At 72.6% G+C, this 15,500-nt stretch carries 12 protein-coding genes and 1 pseudogene; 6 read left to right on the top strand and 7 right to left on the bottom strand.

All coding sequences use genetic code 11. The features are described 5' to 3' along the window. Window positions 1-59 precede the first annotated feature (59 nt). From OG594_RS38485 to OG594_RS38475, 3 genes and pseudogenes are all read left to right on the top strand, one after another. A complete protein-coding gene (locus OG594_RS38485) occupies window positions 60-1,049 on the top strand; it encodes an LLM class flavin-dependent oxidoreductase (RefSeq protein ID WP_266607047.1) in 990 nt (329 codons plus the stop codon). Window positions 1,050-1,073: 24 nt separating this feature from the next. Next, window positions 1,074-3,482 carry an excinuclease ABC subunit UvrA gene (locus OG594_RS38480; protein WP_266607046.1) on the top strand — a complete coding sequence of 803 codons (2,409 nt, stop codon included), beginning with the start codon at window positions 1,074-1,076 and terminating at the stop codon, window positions 3,480-3,482. 430 nt (window positions 3,483-3,912) lie between these two features. Next, window positions 3,913-4,080, top strand: a pseudogene (locus tag OG594_RS38475) (spore photoproduct lyase family protein); the annotation flags it as partial. Window positions 4,081-4,146: 66 nt separating this feature from the next. On the opposite strand, the gene OG594_RS38470 reads toward OG594_RS38475, so the two are convergent. Beyond that, a complete protein-coding gene (locus OG594_RS38470; RefSeq protein ID WP_266607045.1) occupies window positions 4,147-4,698 on the bottom strand; it encodes a hypothetical protein in 552 nt (183 codons plus the stop codon). Window positions 4,699-4,866: 168 nt separating this feature from the next. Here OG594_RS38470 and OG594_RS38465 point away from each other — a divergent pair, with 168 nt between their 5' ends. Next, on the top strand, window positions 4,867-5,730 hold the full coding sequence (locus tag OG594_RS38465; protein ID WP_266607044.1) for an AraC family transcriptional regulator: 864 nt from the start codon (window positions 4,867-4,869) through the stop codon (window positions 5,728-5,730). A 53-nt stretch (window positions 5,731-5,783) separates the two neighbouring features. Here the strand turns inward: OG594_RS38465 and OG594_RS38460 are convergent, their stop codons facing one another. From OG594_RS38460 to OG594_RS38445, 4 genes are all read right to left on the bottom strand, one after another. Further along, complete coding sequence (locus tag OG594_RS38460; protein WP_266607043.1) at window positions 5,784-6,464, bottom strand: hypothetical protein; 681 nt, start codon at window positions 6,462-6,464, stop codon at window positions 5,784-5,786. Window positions 6,465-6,607: 143 nt separating this feature from the next. Then, complete coding sequence (locus tag OG594_RS38455; RefSeq protein ID WP_030011685.1) at window positions 6,608-7,354, bottom strand: succinate dehydrogenase/fumarate reductase iron-sulfur subunit; 747 nt, start codon at window positions 7,352-7,354, stop codon at window positions 6,608-6,610. Continuing rightward, the gene (locus OG594_RS38450) at window positions 7,351-9,345 is read right to left on the bottom strand and encodes a fumarate reductase/succinate dehydrogenase flavoprotein subunit (protein WP_266607042.1); all 1,995 of its coding nucleotides are present in this window, start codon (window positions 9,343-9,345) and stop codon (window positions 7,351-7,353) included. The genes OG594_RS38455 and OG594_RS38450 overlap by 4 nt, the downstream gene beginning before the upstream one ends. A 2-nt stretch (window positions 9,346-9,347) precedes the next feature. Next, the gene (locus OG594_RS38445) at window positions 9,348-10,052 is read right to left on the bottom strand and encodes a succinate dehydrogenase (protein ID WP_266607041.1); all 705 of its coding nucleotides are present in this window, start codon (window positions 10,050-10,052) and stop codon (window positions 9,348-9,350) included. A 326-nt stretch (window positions 10,053-10,378) separates the two neighbouring features. On the opposite strand from OG594_RS38445, the gene OG594_RS38440 reads away from it, so the two are divergent. Beyond that, window positions 10,379-11,257, top strand: coding sequence for a LysR family transcriptional regulator (locus OG594_RS38440; RefSeq protein ID WP_266607040.1), 879 nt, complete (start codon window positions 10,379-10,381; stop codon window positions 11,255-11,257). 48 nt (window positions 11,258-11,305) lie between these two features. Here OG594_RS38440 and OG594_RS38435 read toward each other — a convergent pair whose 3' ends face one another. Beyond that, on the bottom strand, window positions 11,306-11,974 hold the full coding sequence (locus tag OG594_RS38435) for a TetR/AcrR family transcriptional regulator (RefSeq protein ID WP_266607039.1): 669 nt from the start codon (window positions 11,972-11,974) through the stop codon (window positions 11,306-11,308). Between the two features lie 105 nt (window positions 11,975-12,079). Between OG594_RS38435 and OG594_RS38430 the strand changes: the two genes are divergently transcribed. After that, entirely contained in the window at window positions 12,080-13,183 is a 1,104-nt protein-coding gene (locus tag OG594_RS38430; RefSeq protein WP_266607038.1) for an FAD-dependent monooxygenase, read from the top strand. A gap of 89 nt (window positions 13,184-13,272) precedes the next feature. On the opposite strand, the gene OG594_RS38425 is transcribed toward OG594_RS38430, so the two are convergent. After that, on the bottom strand, window positions 13,273-15,414 hold the full coding sequence (locus OG594_RS38425) for a bifunctional diguanylate cyclase/phosphodiesterase (RefSeq protein ID WP_266608777.1): 2,142 nt from the start codon (window positions 15,412-15,414) through the stop codon (window positions 13,273-13,275). Window positions 15,415-15,500: the final 86 nt, after the last annotated feature.

Here is a 15,500-nt window from a genome sequence, read left to right as displayed (position 1 = left end):
CGTCAGCGTAGGAGAGCCGTACGGGGGAATCCTCACGGCCGCCGGGCGTTGAGTCCTGTGTGATCCGAAAACTCTCGATACTCGACCGCTCCCGCACCCGTCAGGGCCACCCGGCCCCGCAGGCCCTGCGCGACACCGTGGAGCTGGCCCGGACGGCCGAGGAGCTCGGCTACCACCGCTTCTGGGTCTCGGAGCACCACAGCGTTCCCGGCGTCGCGGGCTCGGCGCCGACGGTGCTGGCCGCCGCCGTCGCCGGAGCGACGCACCGGATCCGGGTCGGCACGGGCGGGGTCATGCTGCCCAACCACCAGCCGATGGTGGTGGCGGAACAGTTCGGGGTCCTGGAGTCGCTGTTCCCCGGCCGGATCGACATGGGCCTCGGGCGTTCGGTCGGCTTCACGGGCGGCATCCGGCGGGCGCTGGGCCGCGACACCGGTGACGCCGACCGCTTCGAGGAGCACCTGACCGAACTGCTGGGCTGGCTCGACGGCACCCAGCGGGCCCACCCCGAGGTGCACGCCCGCCCCGCCGAGGGCCTGCACATCCCCGCCTACGTCCTGGCCACCGGCGAGGGCGCCCGGACCGCCGCCCGGGCCGGGCTACCGCTGGTGGTGGGCGACCTGCGGGCCCGCGGCCGGGTGGGCGAGATCGTCCGGGCGTACCGCGAGGAGTTCCGGCCCACCGCCCACGGCGCGCAGCCGTACGTCGTGGTCTCGGGCACGGTGGCGGTCGCCGCCACCGAGGAGGAGGCCCGCCGCATCCTGGTCCCGGAGGCCTGGGCCCTCGCACACTCCCGCACCCGGGGCAGCTTCCCGCCGCTGCGGCCGGCGCAGGAGATCGAGGCACTGGAGATGACGGCGAAGGAGCGCGAGCTCTACGAGGACGCCCTCGCCGGCCACCTCCACGGCACGGAGGACCAGATGGCGGCGCAGCTGTCGGAGGTGGCGGACCGGACCGGCGCGGACGAACTGCTGGTCACCACGTCCACGTACGACCGCACGGCGCTGCTGGACTCCTACGCACGCCTGGCCCGCATCGCGGGCCTCTGAAGGGGAACCTTTAAAATAGGACGAATGCACCAGGCCGCACGTACCCCCGCCCCTTCCCCCACGTCCCTCGACCCCTACGTACGGGTCCGGGGCGCCCGGGAGCACAATCTGCGCGGCGTCGACGTGGACATCCCGCGCGACGCGCTGACCGTGTTCACCGGGGTCTCCGGCTCCGGGAAGAGCTCGCTCGCCTTCGGCACGCTCTACGCCGAGGCCCAGCGCCGGTACTTCGAGTCCGTGGCCCCGTACGCCCGGCGCCTGATCCACCAGATCGGCGCGCCGAAGGTGGACTCGGTCACCGGGCTGCCGCCGGCCGTCTCGTTGGAGCAGCGCCGCTCCTCCCCCGGCTCGCGCTCCTCGGTCGGCACGGTGACCCTGCTGTCCAACTCCCTGCGGATGCTGTACTCGCGGGCCGGGACCTACCCGCCGGGTGCGGAGCGGCTCGATTCCGACGCCTTCTCGCCCAACACCGCCGCCGGGGCCTGCCCGTCCTGTCACGGGCTCGGCCGGATCCACCGCACCGGCGAGGAACTCCTCGTCCCCGACCCGGAGCTGTCGATCCGTCAAGGTGCGATCGCCGCCTGGCCGGGCGCCTGGCAGGGCAAGAACCTGCGGGACATCCTGGAGACCCTCGGCCACGACGTGGACCGGCCCTGGCGGGAGCTGCCGGCGAAGGACCGCGAGTGGATCCTGTTCACCGAGGAGCAGCCGGTGGTGACCGTGCACCCGGTGCGGGAGGCCGAGCGGATCCAACGGCCCTACCAGGGCACGTACATGAGCGCCCACCGCTACGTCATGCGGACCTTCGCCGACAGCAAGAGCGCCACCCTGCGGGCCCGCGCCGAGAAGTTCCTCGCCGACTCGCCGTGTCCGGTGTGCGAGGGCCGGCGGCTGCGCCCGGAGGCCCTCGCCGTCACCTTCGCCGGGCGGACCATCGCGGAGCTGGCGGCGCTGGCACTGACCGACCTGGACGGCGTACTGGCCTCCGCGCCCCTGGACGGGGAGGCGGCGCGGGTGCTCACCGAGGACCTGCGTTCCCGGATCGGGCCCGTCACGGAGCTGGGGCTGGGCTATCTGAGCCTGGACCGGACCGCGCCGACCCTGTCCGCGGGCGAGCTGCAGCGGCTGCGGTTGGCGACGCAACTGCGGTCGGGGCTGTTCGGGGTCGTGTACGTGCTGGACGAACCGTCGGCGGGGCTGCACCCGGCCGACACCGAGGCGCTGCTCGGCGTACTGGACCGGCTGAAGGAGGCCGGGAACACGGTCTTCGTCGTGGAACACCATCTCGATGTGGTGCGGCACGCGGATTGGCTGGTGGACGTGGGTCCGCTGGCCGGCGAGCACGGCGGGCAGGTGCTCCACAGCGGGCCGCCGCAGGACCTGGCCGGGGTGGCGGGGTCGGCGACGGCCCGGCACCTGTTCGCGGCGCGGGAGCCGGCCGCGGCCCCCCGGCAGGTGCGCGCGGCGACCGGGGCGGTGCGGCTGAGCGGGGTGCACCGGCACAACCTGCGGGAGCTGGAGGCACAGTTCCCGCTCGGGGTGTTCACGGCCGTCACCGGGGTGTCGGGGTCGGGCAAGTCCACGCTGGTGGGGCAGGTGCTGGCCCGGGAGGTCGGCGAGCGGCTCACGGAGGCGGACTTTCCCGTACGGCGGCTGGTGGAGGTGGACCAGAAGCCGATCGGCCGGACGCCGCGGTCCAACCTGGCCACGTACACCGGGCTGTTCGACGTGGTGCGCAGGCTCTTCACGGCGGCTCCCGGGGCGCGGGAGCGCGGCTGGAAGGCGGGCCGGTTCTCCTTCAACGTGCCGGGCGGGCGGTGCGAGACCTGCCAGGGCGAGGGCTTCGTCTCGGTGGAGCTGCTGTTCCTGCCGAGTACGTACGCCCCGTGCCCCGAGTGCGCGGGGGCCCGGTACAACGCCGAGACCCTGGAGGTCCGGTACGAGGGCCTGAACATCGCCGAGGTCCTGGGCCTGACGGTGGAGTCGGCGGCCGCCTTCTTCGCCGACGCCCCGGCGGCGGCGCGCAGCCTGCGGGCGCTGGAGGAGATCGGGCTGGGCTACCTGCGGCTGGGGCAGCCGGCCACGGAGCTGTCCGGCGGCGAGGCCCAGCGGATCAAGCTGGCGACGGAACTGCAGCGGCTGCGCCGGGACCACACGCTGTACCTGCTGGACGAGCCGACGACCGGGCTGCATCCGGCCGATGTGCGGGTGCTGCTGCGGCAGTTGCACGGGCTGGTGGACGCCGGGCACTCGGTGGTGGTCGTGGAGCACGACATGGAGGTGGTCGCGGGCGCGGACTGGGTCATCGACCTGGGTCCGGGCGGCGGCACGGCGGGCGGCCGCGTGGTCGCCGCGGGCACGCCCTCGGAAGTGGCCTCCGCACCGGGCAGCCGCACGGCCCCGTACCTGGCGCGGGCCCTCGGGTCCGGCTGAGAACTGCCGCTGGCAGACTGCCGCCTCGATCGCTCAGGCACGGGTCCGCGAACACGTGGGGAAAGTGGGGAAGTGGGGAGCAGGGCGCAAGGCGAGGTGGGTGGCCGCGGTCTCCGGGACGGTGCTGTTGGTCGCGGGTTGCAGCAGTGAGAACGGTTCGGAACGGGCAAGGGCAGTGACGCGGCCTCAGCTGCGGCCTCCGCGGGCGGCCGGGTTCATCGAGAAGCCCAAGGACGACGTCCCACCGACCCGAGGAAGTCCTACGACACCACGGTCGCAGCGCTGGTCAAGGGCGGCTGGCACCTTGCACTTTGCCGGTACGTCGCTGCTCTTCAGCGGGGCCCGGGGAACCTCCGGCACGACGCGCCCCGCGCCACCGGCGCCGGCCGGAACGTGGACGGGAGCACCTGTGTGGACCAGGCCGCCGCGGAGGGCGGAGGAGGCGTCGTGGCGGCCGGAGCTCCAGCAGCCCAAGCGCTCCGAGAACGGAAGCTGGAACGTCCGCTACCGCAACGGGGTGAAGGCCGGGGCCGTCGAGACGATGCGCGCACTCGTCGCCACCCGTGCGCCGTGGCTGCGGATCCGGTACGCCTTCTGACGGTGCGCCGGGCGGGGTCCGGAGGCTCGGTCGGAGGCTCGGTCCGGGGAGCGGCCCGCACCCGGCTCAAGGGCGAACCGCTCGGACGTGGTCGGCCGAGAGATGGAGTTCGTACGGCAGGCAGCAGTCGGAGCAGAGGGTCGCGACAAGGGTTCCGCAGGCGCACAGCTGGTTCATTCCGCCGTTCGGAGTCGCTCCGCAGCAGGCGGGCGATGCGTGCTGCAACTCCAGGCCCCGGGCATCGTCCGGGTTGATGACGATGTTGCCCCGCGGGCCCTGCGACACCAGGTGCTCGCCGTCCACGTTCATGTGGCCCCCGTGGCGCGGCATCACCGGCCCGGGCGTTTCGGTGACGACCAGGGGCGCACCGTACGGCTGCGTCTCGATCGCGTAGCATCCCGACGGCACGGTTGCCGGTGACGGACCCCGCTCGTCGACTTCCCACCATGCGTAGTAGGGCGCCTCGGGAACTTCGGGCAGCCGTGTGAGCGGCCCCGTCAGGGGGACGTCGCATGCCGCGCACACGAACACCACCGCTTCGGCCGCTGCGGCAGGCTGATCCGCCTGCCCGTGCTCCGGCCCTCCGGTTACCTGGCCGTGGTCTCGCTGATCGTGCATGCGTCGACCGTACGCGCAACGCTGCCGGGCTCCGCGTCCGGCCCCGGGCGGGACGGTCCCAGACGTCCGGACCGGACCCGACCCCACCCGACCGGACCGGGCACAGGATGTCGGGTCCGCCGTGGTGGGTCCCTCCTAACGTGAGTGGTCGAAAGGGAAGGACACAGGATGCTGGAGCGGTTGAACCAGGCCATGGAGCACGTCGAGCACCGCCTCGATCAGCCGATCGAGGCGGCCGACCTGGCACGGATCGCGGTGACGTCGGAGTACCACTTCCGGCGGCTGTTCTCCGCCTTGGCCGGGATGCCGCTGTCGGAGTACATCCGCCGCAGGCGGCTGACGGTCGCGGGCGCCGAGGTGCTGGGCGGGGAGCGGACGCTCCTGGAGATCGCGGTGCGCTACGGCTACACCTCCGCAGAGGCGTTCGCGCGTGCGTTCCGGGCCGTGCACGGCGTCGGTCCCGGCGAGGCGAGGCGCCATGGTGCGACGCTGCGTTCACAGCCACGGATGTCCTTCCGCCTCATCGTCGAAGGGAGCAGCAGCATGGAGTACAAGGTCGTGGAGAAGGACGAGTTCCGTGTGGTCGGCAGGAAGGCGCGGGTCCCGCTCGTGCACGAGGGGCCGAACCAGGCCATCGCCTTCATCCGCGGGATCGGCCAGGAGACGCTGCGGCGCATCCAGAGCCTGTCCGACCAGGAGCCGGAGGGGATCATCTCGGCGAGCGACAACCTGCACGACAGCCGCGCGGAGGGAACCGAACTCGACTACTACCACGGGGTGGTGACCCGCGCCGCCGTGCCCGAGGACATGGACGCGCTCACCGTCCGGGCCGGAGCGTGGGCGGTCTTCGAGAGTTCCGGCCCGTTCCCGCAGACGCTCCAGTACCTGTGGCGGGACGTGTTCACGCAGTGGTTCCCGTCCAACCCCTACCGGAGCCGGCCGGGGCCCGAAATCCTGCGCACCCGGGTGTCCCGGGACGGGACAGAGGCGAAGGCGGAGCTGTGGATCCCGGTGGAGCAGACGGTGGCCTGAACAACGGCGCGGCATCGGCGGGCCGATCCGGAGGGCCGATCCGGCGGTACGACTCAGACGTCGCCGGGGAGCAGGTGCTGCGGCAGTTCGCGGAAGCTCCACCGCCCCCGGCGGCGGGTGAAGATCCAGACGAGGTCGTGCCGGTCGGGCCAGGTCGCCGGGGTGCCGGGGACCATGTCGGCGCCGAGGGCCCGGGTCAGGCGTGGGATCCCGCTGTGCTCCCAGCAGACGAGTACGGGCATGGGCGCGGCCAACGCGGCCTGCACGAGGGCGGCTTCGGCGCCGACGGCGAACTCGGCGCGGACGGGGGTGCGCAGGGCGGTGGCGAGCGCCGCCACCGTCTGCTGGCACCGCGCGGGGGCGGCGGCCCCCTTCCCGCCTGCCGCGAAGACCGCCGCGGGGCGGGGCAGCGAGGAGCCGGGAGCCGGCGGGAAGAGGCGCGGGAGCCGCTCGGCCCGGCGCCAGCCGCGGCCGGCCAGCGAACCGGGGTCGTCCTCGCCCTGCGCGTCCCGGCCGACGCCACCGGCGTACGGCTTCTCCGCGTGCCGGATCACCATCACCAGGGCGTCCCTGGGCCCGACGGGAGTACTCGGCGCACCGGGAGTACCGGGAGCACCCGGCGCCGGGGTGCGCCAGGCTGCCTCGCCCGTGCACCCGGCTCCGGCGAGCGGGGCAAGGGCGGCGGCCAGGACGGCTCGGCGACGCGGTCCGGACCTGGCGGGGGCTTCTGGCATGGCGCCACTGTCCCCCACGGCCCGGGCGGCGCCGGGGCGCGGCGCGGTACGGGCCGTACCGGTCAGCCGATCGGCGCAGGGGGCAGGGGCGGGCAGGGGCGGGGCGGTGGCGGAGCAGGAGCAGCCGCCCCGGGACCTCGGGGTCAGCGCGGGCCCTTGCGCACCGCCCGCAGCCACTCCTTGTTCATCGCGGCGATCGACGGCAGCGGGATGCCCTTCGGGCAGGCCGTGGCGCACTCGCCGGTCAGGGTGCAGCCGCCGAAGCCCTCCTCGTCCATTCGGGCCACCATGTCCAGCACCCGGGTCTCGCGCTCCGGCGAGCCCTGCGGGAGGACGTTCAGGTGGTTGACCTTGGCGGAGGTGAAGAGCATCGCGGAGCCGTTGGGGCAGGCCGCCACGCACGCGCCGCAGCCGATGCACTCGGCGTGCTCGAAGGCGAAGTCGGCATCGGCCTTGGGCACGGCGGTGGCGTGCGCCTCGGGGGCGGCGCCGGTGGGGGCGGTGATGTAGCCGCCGGCCTGGATGATCCGGTCGAAGGCGCCGCGGTCGACGACGAGGTCCTTGACCACGGGGAAGGCGGCGGCCCGCCACGGCTCGACGTCGATGGTGTCGCCGTCGGCGAAGGACCGCATGTGGAGCTGGCAGGTGGTGGTGCGTTCCGGGCCGTGGGCGTCGCCGTTGATGACGAGGCTGCAGGCACCGCAGATGCCCTCGCGGCAGTCGTGGTCGAAGGCGACCGGATCCTCGCCGCGCAGGATGAGGTCCTCGTTGAGGGTGTCGAGCATCTCCAGGAAGGACATGTCCTTCGAGATGCCGTCGACCTCGTAGGAGGCCATGTGACCGGGGGCGTCGGCGCCGCGCTGGCGCCAGACGCGCAGGGTGAGCTTCATGCGTAGCTCCGCTGGGTGGGGTGGACGTACTCGAAGACGAGGTCTTCCTTGTGCAGGACGGGGGCGGCCCCGGTGGCCGTGAACTCCCAGGCCGCGGCGTAGGAGAAGGCCTCGTCCTGACGGGCCGCCTCGCCGTCGGGGGTCTGGGACTCCTCGCGGAAGTGGCCGCCGCAGGATTCCGCGCGGGCGAGCGCGTCGAGGCACATCAGCTCGGCGAGTTCGAGGTAGTCGACGATGCGGTTGGCCTTCTCCAGCGACTGGTTGAACTCCTCGCCGCTGCCCGGGACCTTGATCCGGCGCCAGAACTCCTCGCGGATCTCGGGGATCCGGTCGAGCGCCTTGCGCAGCCCCTCCTCGCTGCGGGCCATCCCGCAGTACTCCCACATGAGTTCGCCGATCTCGCGGTGGAAGGAGTCGGGGGTGCGGTCGCCGTCGACGGCGAGCAGCTTCGCGAGCCGCTCGCGGGTCTCGTTCACGACGGCCACGGCCTCGGGGTGGGCGTCGTCGACGGCGCTCCGGTGGGGGTGGCGGGCGAGGTAGTCGTTGATCGTGGAGGGGAGCACGAAGTAGCCGTCGGCGAGGCCCTGCATCAGGGCGGAGGCGCCGAGGCGGTTGGCTCCGTGGTCGGAGAAGTTGGCCTCGCCGATGGCGAAGAGGCCGGGGACGGTGGTCTGGAGGTCGTAGTCGACCCACAGGCCGCCCATCGTGTAGTGCACGGCGGGGTAGATCCGCATGGGGACCTCGTACGGGTTCTCCGCGGTGATCCGCTCGTACATCTCGAAGAGGTTGCCGTACTTCTCGGCGACCTTGTCCCGGCCCATGCGGCGGATGGCGTCCGCGAAGTCGAGGTAGACGCCCTGGCCGCCGGGGCCCACGCCGCGACCCTCGTCGCAGACGTTCTTCGCGGCGCGGGAGGCGATGTCGCGGGGCACGAGGTTGCCGAAGGAGGGGTAGATCCGCTCCAGGTAGTAGTCGCGCTCCGCCTCGGGGATGTCGGCCGCGGCGCGGGTGTCGCCGTGGGCCTTGGGGACCCAGATGCGTCCGTCGTTGCGCAGGGACTCGCTCATGAGGGTGAGCTTGGACTGGTGGTCGCCGGTGCGCGGGATGCAGGTGGGGTGGATCTGGGTGAAGCAGGGGTTGGCGAAGTACGCGCCGCGCCGGTGCGCCCGCCAGACGGCGGTCGCGTTGGAGTTCATGGCGTTGGTGGAGAGGTAGAAGACGTTGCCGTAGCCGCCGCTCGCCAGGACCACGGCGTCCGCGTAGTACGTGGAGATCTCGCCGGTGATCAGGTCGCGTGCGACGATGCCGCGGGCCACGCCGTCGACGACGATCAGGTCGAGCATCTCGGTGCGGGCGTGCATCTCGACGTTGCCCGCGGCGATCTGCCGGGAGAGTGCCTGGTAGGCGCCGAGCAGGAGCTGCTGGCCGGTCTGGCCGCGGGCGTAGAAGGTGCGGGACACCTGGACCCCGCCGAAGGATCGGGTGTCGAGGAGGCCGCCGTACTCGCGGGCGAAGGGGACGCCCTGGGCCACGCACTGGTCGATGATCTCCACGGAGATCTGGGCGAGGCGGTGGACGTTGGACTCGCGGGCGCGGAAGTCGCCGCCCTTGACGGTGTCGTAGAAGAGGCGGTGCACCGAGTCGCCGTCGTTGCGGTAGTTCTTGGCGGCGTTGATACCGCCCTGGGCGGCGATGGAGTGGGCGCGGCGCGGGGAGTCGGAGAAGCAGAACTGGACCACGTGGTAGCCCTGTTCGGCGAGTGTCGCACCGGCCGCTCCGCCCGCCAGGCCGGTACCGACGACGATGACGGTGTGCTTGCGGCGGTTGGCCGGGTTGACGAGCTTGGCCTCGAAGCGGCGACGGTCCCAACGGTCGGCGATCGGGCCTTCGGGGGCCTTGGTGTCGACGACGGGCTCGCCGGTCGCGTAGGCGGCGTAGTGGGGGTGCTGCTCGCGGTCGTGCTGATCGCGGTCGTGCTGGGGTGCGCTCATGGTCAGTTCACCACTCCGGTCATGACGGCTACGGGGACGGACACGAAGCCGGCGAAGAGGACGAGGGCCAGGCCGTTGGCCAGGAACTTCAGCGTCCGCTCGCGCCGGGCGCTGCCCGCGCCGAGGGTCTGCGCGGCGCTCCAGAAGCCGTGGCGGACGTGCAGGCCGAGAGCGGCCATGGCCACGATGTAAATGGTGTTCCCGTACCAGGTGGAGAAGGTGGACAGGACGTTCTCGTACGGGTGGCCGGCCCAGGCGCGCTCGTTGACGGTGAGCGTGGTGAGGTCGAGCAGGTGCCAGACGATGAAAAGGCCGAGGATGATCCCGCCCCAGCGCATGGTGCGGGTGGCGTAGCTCGCGCGGCGGCGCTTGTGGGCGTACTTCACCGGGCGGGCCTTGATGTCGCGGCGGCTGAGCTGGTACGCGGATACGGCGTGGGCGACGACCGCGGCGAGCAGTCCCGCACGCACGAGCCACAGGGCCCACTCGTAGTGCAGGAAGGGCGAGCCGAGGGTGCGCAGCCAGTGGGCGTAGCCGTTGAACTCGTCCGCCCCGAAGAAGATCTTGAGGTTTCCGAGCATGTGCACGACGAGGTAGCCGAGCATGATCAGGCCGGACACGGCCATCACGGACTTCTTGCCGACGGAGGAGTCCCAGATCGTGCGCGTAATGGACGGCCGTCGATCCGTCCGCGTTGCCAGAGCCATGTCCTCGACAGTACGGACGGGGCTCCCGAAAGGTCCAAGACATGATGGAGCTGATATCGATAGATGATGGCTATCAAAGGAGGGACGCCCCCAGGCCCTGTTGCCAAAGGGGCGTCAGCCGAGCCCGCGGCGTCCGGCGCCTGGGGCCTCCCCAGGCCCACAGGGCCGCGGGGAAGCAGGGCGGGGCGGAGGGACGCCCGTGCACGGGACGTACTCGGGCGCCCCGACAACCTGGGGGTCCCCCCGGACGGAGTCTGGGGGATCAGGTGCGGTGCCGGACGCCGCGGGCCCGACGGGACGTTGACGACAGGGCCTAGCCTGAGCGGATGCAGTTCCAGCAGCTCCTGTACTTCGTGGCCGTCGCCGAGACCCTGCATTTCACCCGGGCCGCGGAGCGCGTGCACGTGGCCCAGCCCTCGCTCTCGCAGCAGATCAAGGCGCTCGAACGGGAACTAGGGGCCGAGCTGTTCAGCCGGGCCCGGGGCAACATCACGCTCACCGACGCGGGCGAGACGCTGCTGCCGCTGGCCCGGCGGATCCTGGCGGACGCGGACACCGCGCGGCTGGAGGTGCAGGAACTGGCGCAGCTCCGACGCGGCCGCGTGCGGCTCGGCGCCACGCCCAGCATCTGCACGGGGCTGCTGCCGGACGTACTGCGGGCCTTCCACGACGCGCATCCCGGGATCGAGCTGCTGATCGAGGAGAGCGGCTCGCTCGACCTCGTACGGGAGCTCGCGCGCGGAGCCCTGGACCTGGCCCTGATCGCGCTGCCGCTGCCGCCTTCGGCCCCGGCCCTGACCACGGTGGAACTACTGACGGAAGACCTCGTGGTGGTCTCCTCGGCGGAAAGGCCGGCACCCGGCGGGGGCGGCGAGCTGACCATCTCGGGGCTGCGGAACGAGCCGATGGTGATGTTCCGACACGGCTACGACCTGCGGGAGCTCACCGTGGCGGCCTGCCGGGCGGAGGGCTTCGAGCCGGTCTTCACCGTGGAGGGCGGCGAAATGGACGCGGTCCTGGGCTTCGTCCGGGCAGGGCTCGGCATCGCGGTGGTCCCGGCGATGGTGGTCGACCGCTCCGGTCGGGGCCTGCGGGTGACCCCGCTGGCCGGCTCCCCGCTGCGCCGCACGATCGCCCTGGCCCACCGCACCGACGTGGCTCCGCCGCGCGCGGCCCGCGAGCTGAAGCGCCTCCTGCTCGGTTGACCCCGCCCGCCCGGACCCGCGGGCGGGGCGGCCGTCAGGGCGCGGCCGTCAGGGCGCGGCTGGGGATATCAGCGGGGCAGGGGCTGCCGGCAGGGCCTTGTCGAGGCCCTCCGCCAGCATGGCGAAGGCCTGGTCGGCATCGGCCACCGCGGCCGCGTGGGCCTCGTCCGCGCTCTGACCCGCCTCGATCCGCCGCCAGTTCAGCCGGCCCAACTCGTGGCGGACCGCCACGAGATGCGTCGCCGCGAGCCGGGCGGCGAGCGGGGGCACCTCCTCCGCCTCCAACTCGGCGGCGAGCAGGTCCACCTCGAGCTCGGTGTAGCGGTTCAGTCGGCTCTTCAGACTGGCGGTGCTGTAGACCAGCTGCTGGAAGGCCATCACGTTCGCGTGGTCGCACAGCCCCGTGATCGGATCCCGCTCGGCCAGGGCGGCCAGGAAGTGCGCGTGCACGGCGCCCACCGGGGTGTGGCCGGCGGGCCGCTCGCGCACGATGCGCGCCGCCTCGTCCTGATGGTCGGCGAACCGGTCGAGCAGCAGGTCCTCCTTGGTCGGGAAGTAGCGGAAGAGCGTGGGCTTGGAGACCTCGGCCGCGGCGGCGACGTCCGCCACCGACACGGCGTCGAAGCCCCGTTCCAGGAAGAGCTCCAGCGCCGTCGCCGCCAGCCGGTGGCGCGTACGGAGCTTCTTGTTCTCGCGCAGACCCGTCGTGTTCTCCATGCGCACAGCGTAGCACGAATTCGTGACCGAGTTAATTTTTTAACCGGGTTGCTTTTTTCGTCGGGAGCCGCTTTCCTTGAGACATCGACGAGGAGAGGACTTCCGATGAACCACACCGATGTACTGATCGCTGGCTCCGGCCCCACCGGTCTGACGCTCGCCTGCCACCTCGCCCTGCGCGGATTCGCCGTCCGCGTCATCGAGCGGCGCACCGAACCGCACCGCGAGTCCCGGGGCAAGGGGCTCCGGGCCGGCAGTCTCGCGATCTTCCAGGAGCTCGGCATGGCCGAACCCCTGATCGCCGCCGGCACCGCGGGGGTGGTCCTGCGCAAGTACTTCGACGGCGAGCACATCAACGACACCCCCACCCCGGCGGACGCCGGCCTGCTGATCGGGCAGTGGCAGACCGAGGAGGCGCTGCGCGACCGGCTCGCCTCACTGGGCGTGCACGTCGAGTACGGGGCGGAGCTCGTCGGCATCGCCCAGGACGAGGAAGGGGTGCGCGCCGAGCTGGCGGACGGAAGCGTGATCGCGGCCCGCTATCTCGCCGGGTGCGACGGCGGGCGCAGCACCACCCGCAAGCTGCTCGGCATCCCCTTCGAGGGGAACGGGGACACGGAGCCCGCGATGGTCATCGGTGACGTCAGGGCGCCGGGACTCGGCCGGGACGTCTGGCACCAGTGGTTCACCTCGGAGGGCGGCGGAATGCTGCTCTGTCCGATCCCGGGGACGGACTCCTTCCAGCTCCAGGCCTCCCCCGAGCACGACGAGCACGGCGAACCGGTGCCGCCCTCCCTGGAGAGCTTCCAGCGGATCTTCGACCGGTGCGCCGGGGTGCCGGGCATCCGGCTCGAGGACCCCACCTGGCTCTCCTCCTGGCGGGTCAATGTCCGCATGGCCACGCGGATACGGGAGGGCCGCGTCCTGCTCGCCGGAGATGCCGCGCACGTGCATCCCATAGCCGGCGGGCTGGGCATGAACACCGGCATCGAGGACGCGGCGGCGCTCGGCCGGGCCCTATCCGCCGCCCTCGCCGGGCCGGACGCGGACGCGGCGCTCGACGCCTACGAAGCGGAGCGGCTGTCGGTGGCCGCAGGGGTCCTGGCCGACACGGCCGAACGGTACGAGCGGGTCGTGGAGGCCGTACGGACCCCCGGACAGGGAACGGAGGTCGGCCTGGACTCGGCCGCGCCGCCCGCCGGAGCCTGAGGCGGACCGGGCCCCGACGGGGGCCCGTCGCCCCGGGCTCCCCGCCCGGGCCGCGGGCCGAGGCTCGGGTCCTCCCGACGGGGCGGACGTCAGGAGGGCGTGGGCACCGCGTCCGAGAGGGAGAGGCTGTGGATGCGGTCCGGGGCCCCGGGCCGGGCGTAGTACCAGCCCTGAGCGGTGTCGCAGCCGAGGGCGCGCAACTGGGCGGCCTGGGCTCCGGTCTCCACTCCCTCGACGGTGACGGCGAGTTCGAGGCTGTGCGCCAGGGCGACGATCCCCTCCACGATCTTGACGTCGACCGGGTTGGCGGGCTGCTGCTGCATCCCTTGGGTGAAGGAGCGGTCGAGCTTCAGGACGCTGACCGGCAGCCGCCGCAGGTTGGCCAGGTTCGAGTAGCCGGTGCCGAAGTCGTCGAGGGCGATGTCCACGCCGAGGGCGGCGAGCCGGCGCAACGGTTCTAGAAGTTCGTCGTCGGCCCCTATCAGGGCCGATTCGGTGACCTCCAGGCATAGCGCGCCCGGAGCGAGGCCCGACTTCTCCAGCACCGCCACGGTGTCGGCGACCAGGCCCGGGTGGTGCAGCTGGGTCGGCGAGAGGTTGACGTTGATCCGCAGGGCCGCGCCTCCGTGCTCGCGCTGCCAGCTGCGGGCCTGGCGGACGGCCTCCTCCAGGACCCAGCGGCCGAGCGGCACGATCAGTCCGGTGCGCTCGGCGAGCGGGATGAAGCGGTCCGGGCCCAGGACCCCGTACTGCGGGTGCGACCAACGCACCAGCGCCTCGGCCCCGTGCACGCTGCCGTCGCGCATGTGGACCAGCGGCTGGTACTCGATGAAGAACTCGCCGCGTTCCAGCGCCGCGGGCAGGGCGTTGGTCAGGCCGTGGCGGGTGATCGCGCGGGCGTCGGCCTCAGCGTCGGCGAACTCGAAGCGATTGCCGCCCGCCGCCTTGGCCCGGTACATCGTGATGTCGGCGCTGCGCAGCACCTCCGCCGGGGTGCGTTCCTTGGCCCGTCCCTCGACGATGCCGATGCTGCCGCGGACCGTCAGTTCCCGGCCCTCCAGCCGGATCGGCGTGGACAGGGCGGTCAGTATGCGGACCGCGAGGTCGGTCACCTTCTGCTCGGTGTCGGACCCGGTGGTCAGGGCAACGAACTCGTCACCGCCGAGCCGGGCGACCACCTCGCCGGGGCCGGTCGCGCAGCTCTGTAGCCGGTCGGCGACCTCCACCAGCAGCCGGTCCCCCGCCGAGTGCCCGAGGCTGTCGTTGACCGCCTTGAAACCGTCGAGGTCGAGGTAGCACAGGCCGTAGCGGTCGCCGCCGGCCCCGCCGAGGGCCTTCTCCAGCCGCTCGAAGAACAGCGTCCGGTTGGGCAGGCCGGTCAGGGCGTCGTGGGTGGCCTCGTAGCGCAGGCGCAGGTTCAACAGCCGGCGTTCGGTGGTGTCCTCCATCAGCGCCAGCTGGTACTGCGGCTTCCCGTCGGCGTCGCGCAGCAGCGACACCGTCAGATTGGTCCAGAGCACGGTGCCGTCGTGCCGGTAGTACGGCTTCTCGACGCGGTAGCTCTCGCGCTCGCCGCGCACCAGCTCTCCGTACATCCGCCAGACGTGCGGGGTGTCGTCGGGGTGTCCCCACTCGCTGACGTTGCGGCTGCGGACGTGCCCTTCCAGGCCGCCGAACATCTGCAGCAGCGTGTCGTTGACCTCCAGGACGTTCCCGTCGAGGTCGGCGATGCCGATCCCCACGGCCGCGCCTTCGAAGACCGCCCGGAAGCGCTCCTCGCTCGCGTGCAGGGCCTGCTGCGCGTCGGTGCGCGCGGTCAGCGCGGAGCGCGCGATGGCCTCCTGCTCCCTGAGGGTGCGCTCGCGCAGCGCGCGGGCGTATCCCGCCGCGATGGCGTGCTGGAGCCGGGCGCAGCGGGAGCGGTACTCCTCGGTGCCCTCCACGCCGGTGCCCTCGGGTCCGTCCGGGCCGCAGTAGAGCACCAGGTACGACTCGATCACGCCGAGGGTGCCGGCCAGGGCCTCGGGATCGGTGCAGTGCACGGCGACGAGTTCCGCCCCGACCTGCTGGGCGACCGAGGCGTCGAAGGGCCTCGCGTGCAGGGCCTCGGTGAGCGTGCGGGTGAGGGGTACGAGGTGCCGTTCGAACTCGGTGCGGGTCAGCGAGGTCGCCGTGACCGGGAAGATCGCCCGGCCCCAGATCGTGGCGAAACGGGCGATCCGGTCCTCGATGCCGCCGTGCGGGGCGGCCGCGGACCCGCTGGCCGGTGCCGCGGCCGGTGCCGCGGCGGGTGCCGCGGCGACTTTCGGCGCGCCCG

This window comes from Streptomyces sp. NBC_01214 (assembly GCF_026340975.1).
GTDB lineage: Bacteria > Actinomycetota > Actinomycetes > Streptomycetales > Streptomycetaceae > Streptomyces.
The sequence above is the reverse complement of the archived record's forward strand: the minus strand, read 5'-3'. Positions and strand labels throughout refer to the sequence as shown.

Bases quoted from the DNA above. Each gene is read 5' to 3' on its own strand.
- OG594_RS38445 (WP_266607041.1), bottom strand. From the start codon at position 10,052: ATGGCTCTGGCAACGCGGACGGATCGACGGCCGTCCATTACGCGCACG.
- OG594_RS38470 (WP_266607045.1), bottom strand. From the start codon at position 4,698: ATGCACGATCAGCGAGACCACGGCCAGGTAACCGGAGGGCCGGAGCAC.
- OG594_RS38455 (WP_030011685.1), bottom strand. From the start codon at position 7,354: ATGAAGCTCACCCTGCGCGTCTGGCGCCAGCGCGGCGCCGACGCCCCC.
- OG594_RS38465 (WP_266607044.1), top strand. From the start codon at position 4,867: ATGCTGGAGCGGTTGAACCAGGCCATGGAGCACGTCGAGCACCGCCTC.
- OG594_RS38430 (WP_266607038.1), top strand. From the start codon at position 12,080: ATGAACCACACCGATGTACTGATCGCTGGCTCCGGCCCCACCGGTCTG.
- OG594_RS38435 (WP_266607039.1), bottom strand. From the start codon at position 11,974: ATGGAGAACACGACGGGTCTGCGCGAGAACAAGAAGCTCCGTACGCGC.
- OG594_RS38460 (WP_266607043.1), bottom strand. From the start codon at position 6,464: ATGCCAGAAGCCCCCGCCAGGTCCGGACCGCGTCGCCGAGCCGTCCTG.
- OG594_RS38440 (WP_266607040.1), top strand. From the start codon at position 10,379: ATGCAGTTCCAGCAGCTCCTGTACTTCGTGGCCGTCGCCGAGACCCTG.
- OG594_RS38480 (WP_266607046.1), top strand. From the start codon at position 1,074: ATGCACCAGGCCGCACGTACCCCCGCCCCTTCCCCCACGTCCCTCGAC.
- OG594_RS38450 (WP_266607042.1), bottom strand. From the start codon at position 9,345: ATGAGCGCACCCCAGCACGACCGCGATCAGCACGACCGCGAGCAGCAC.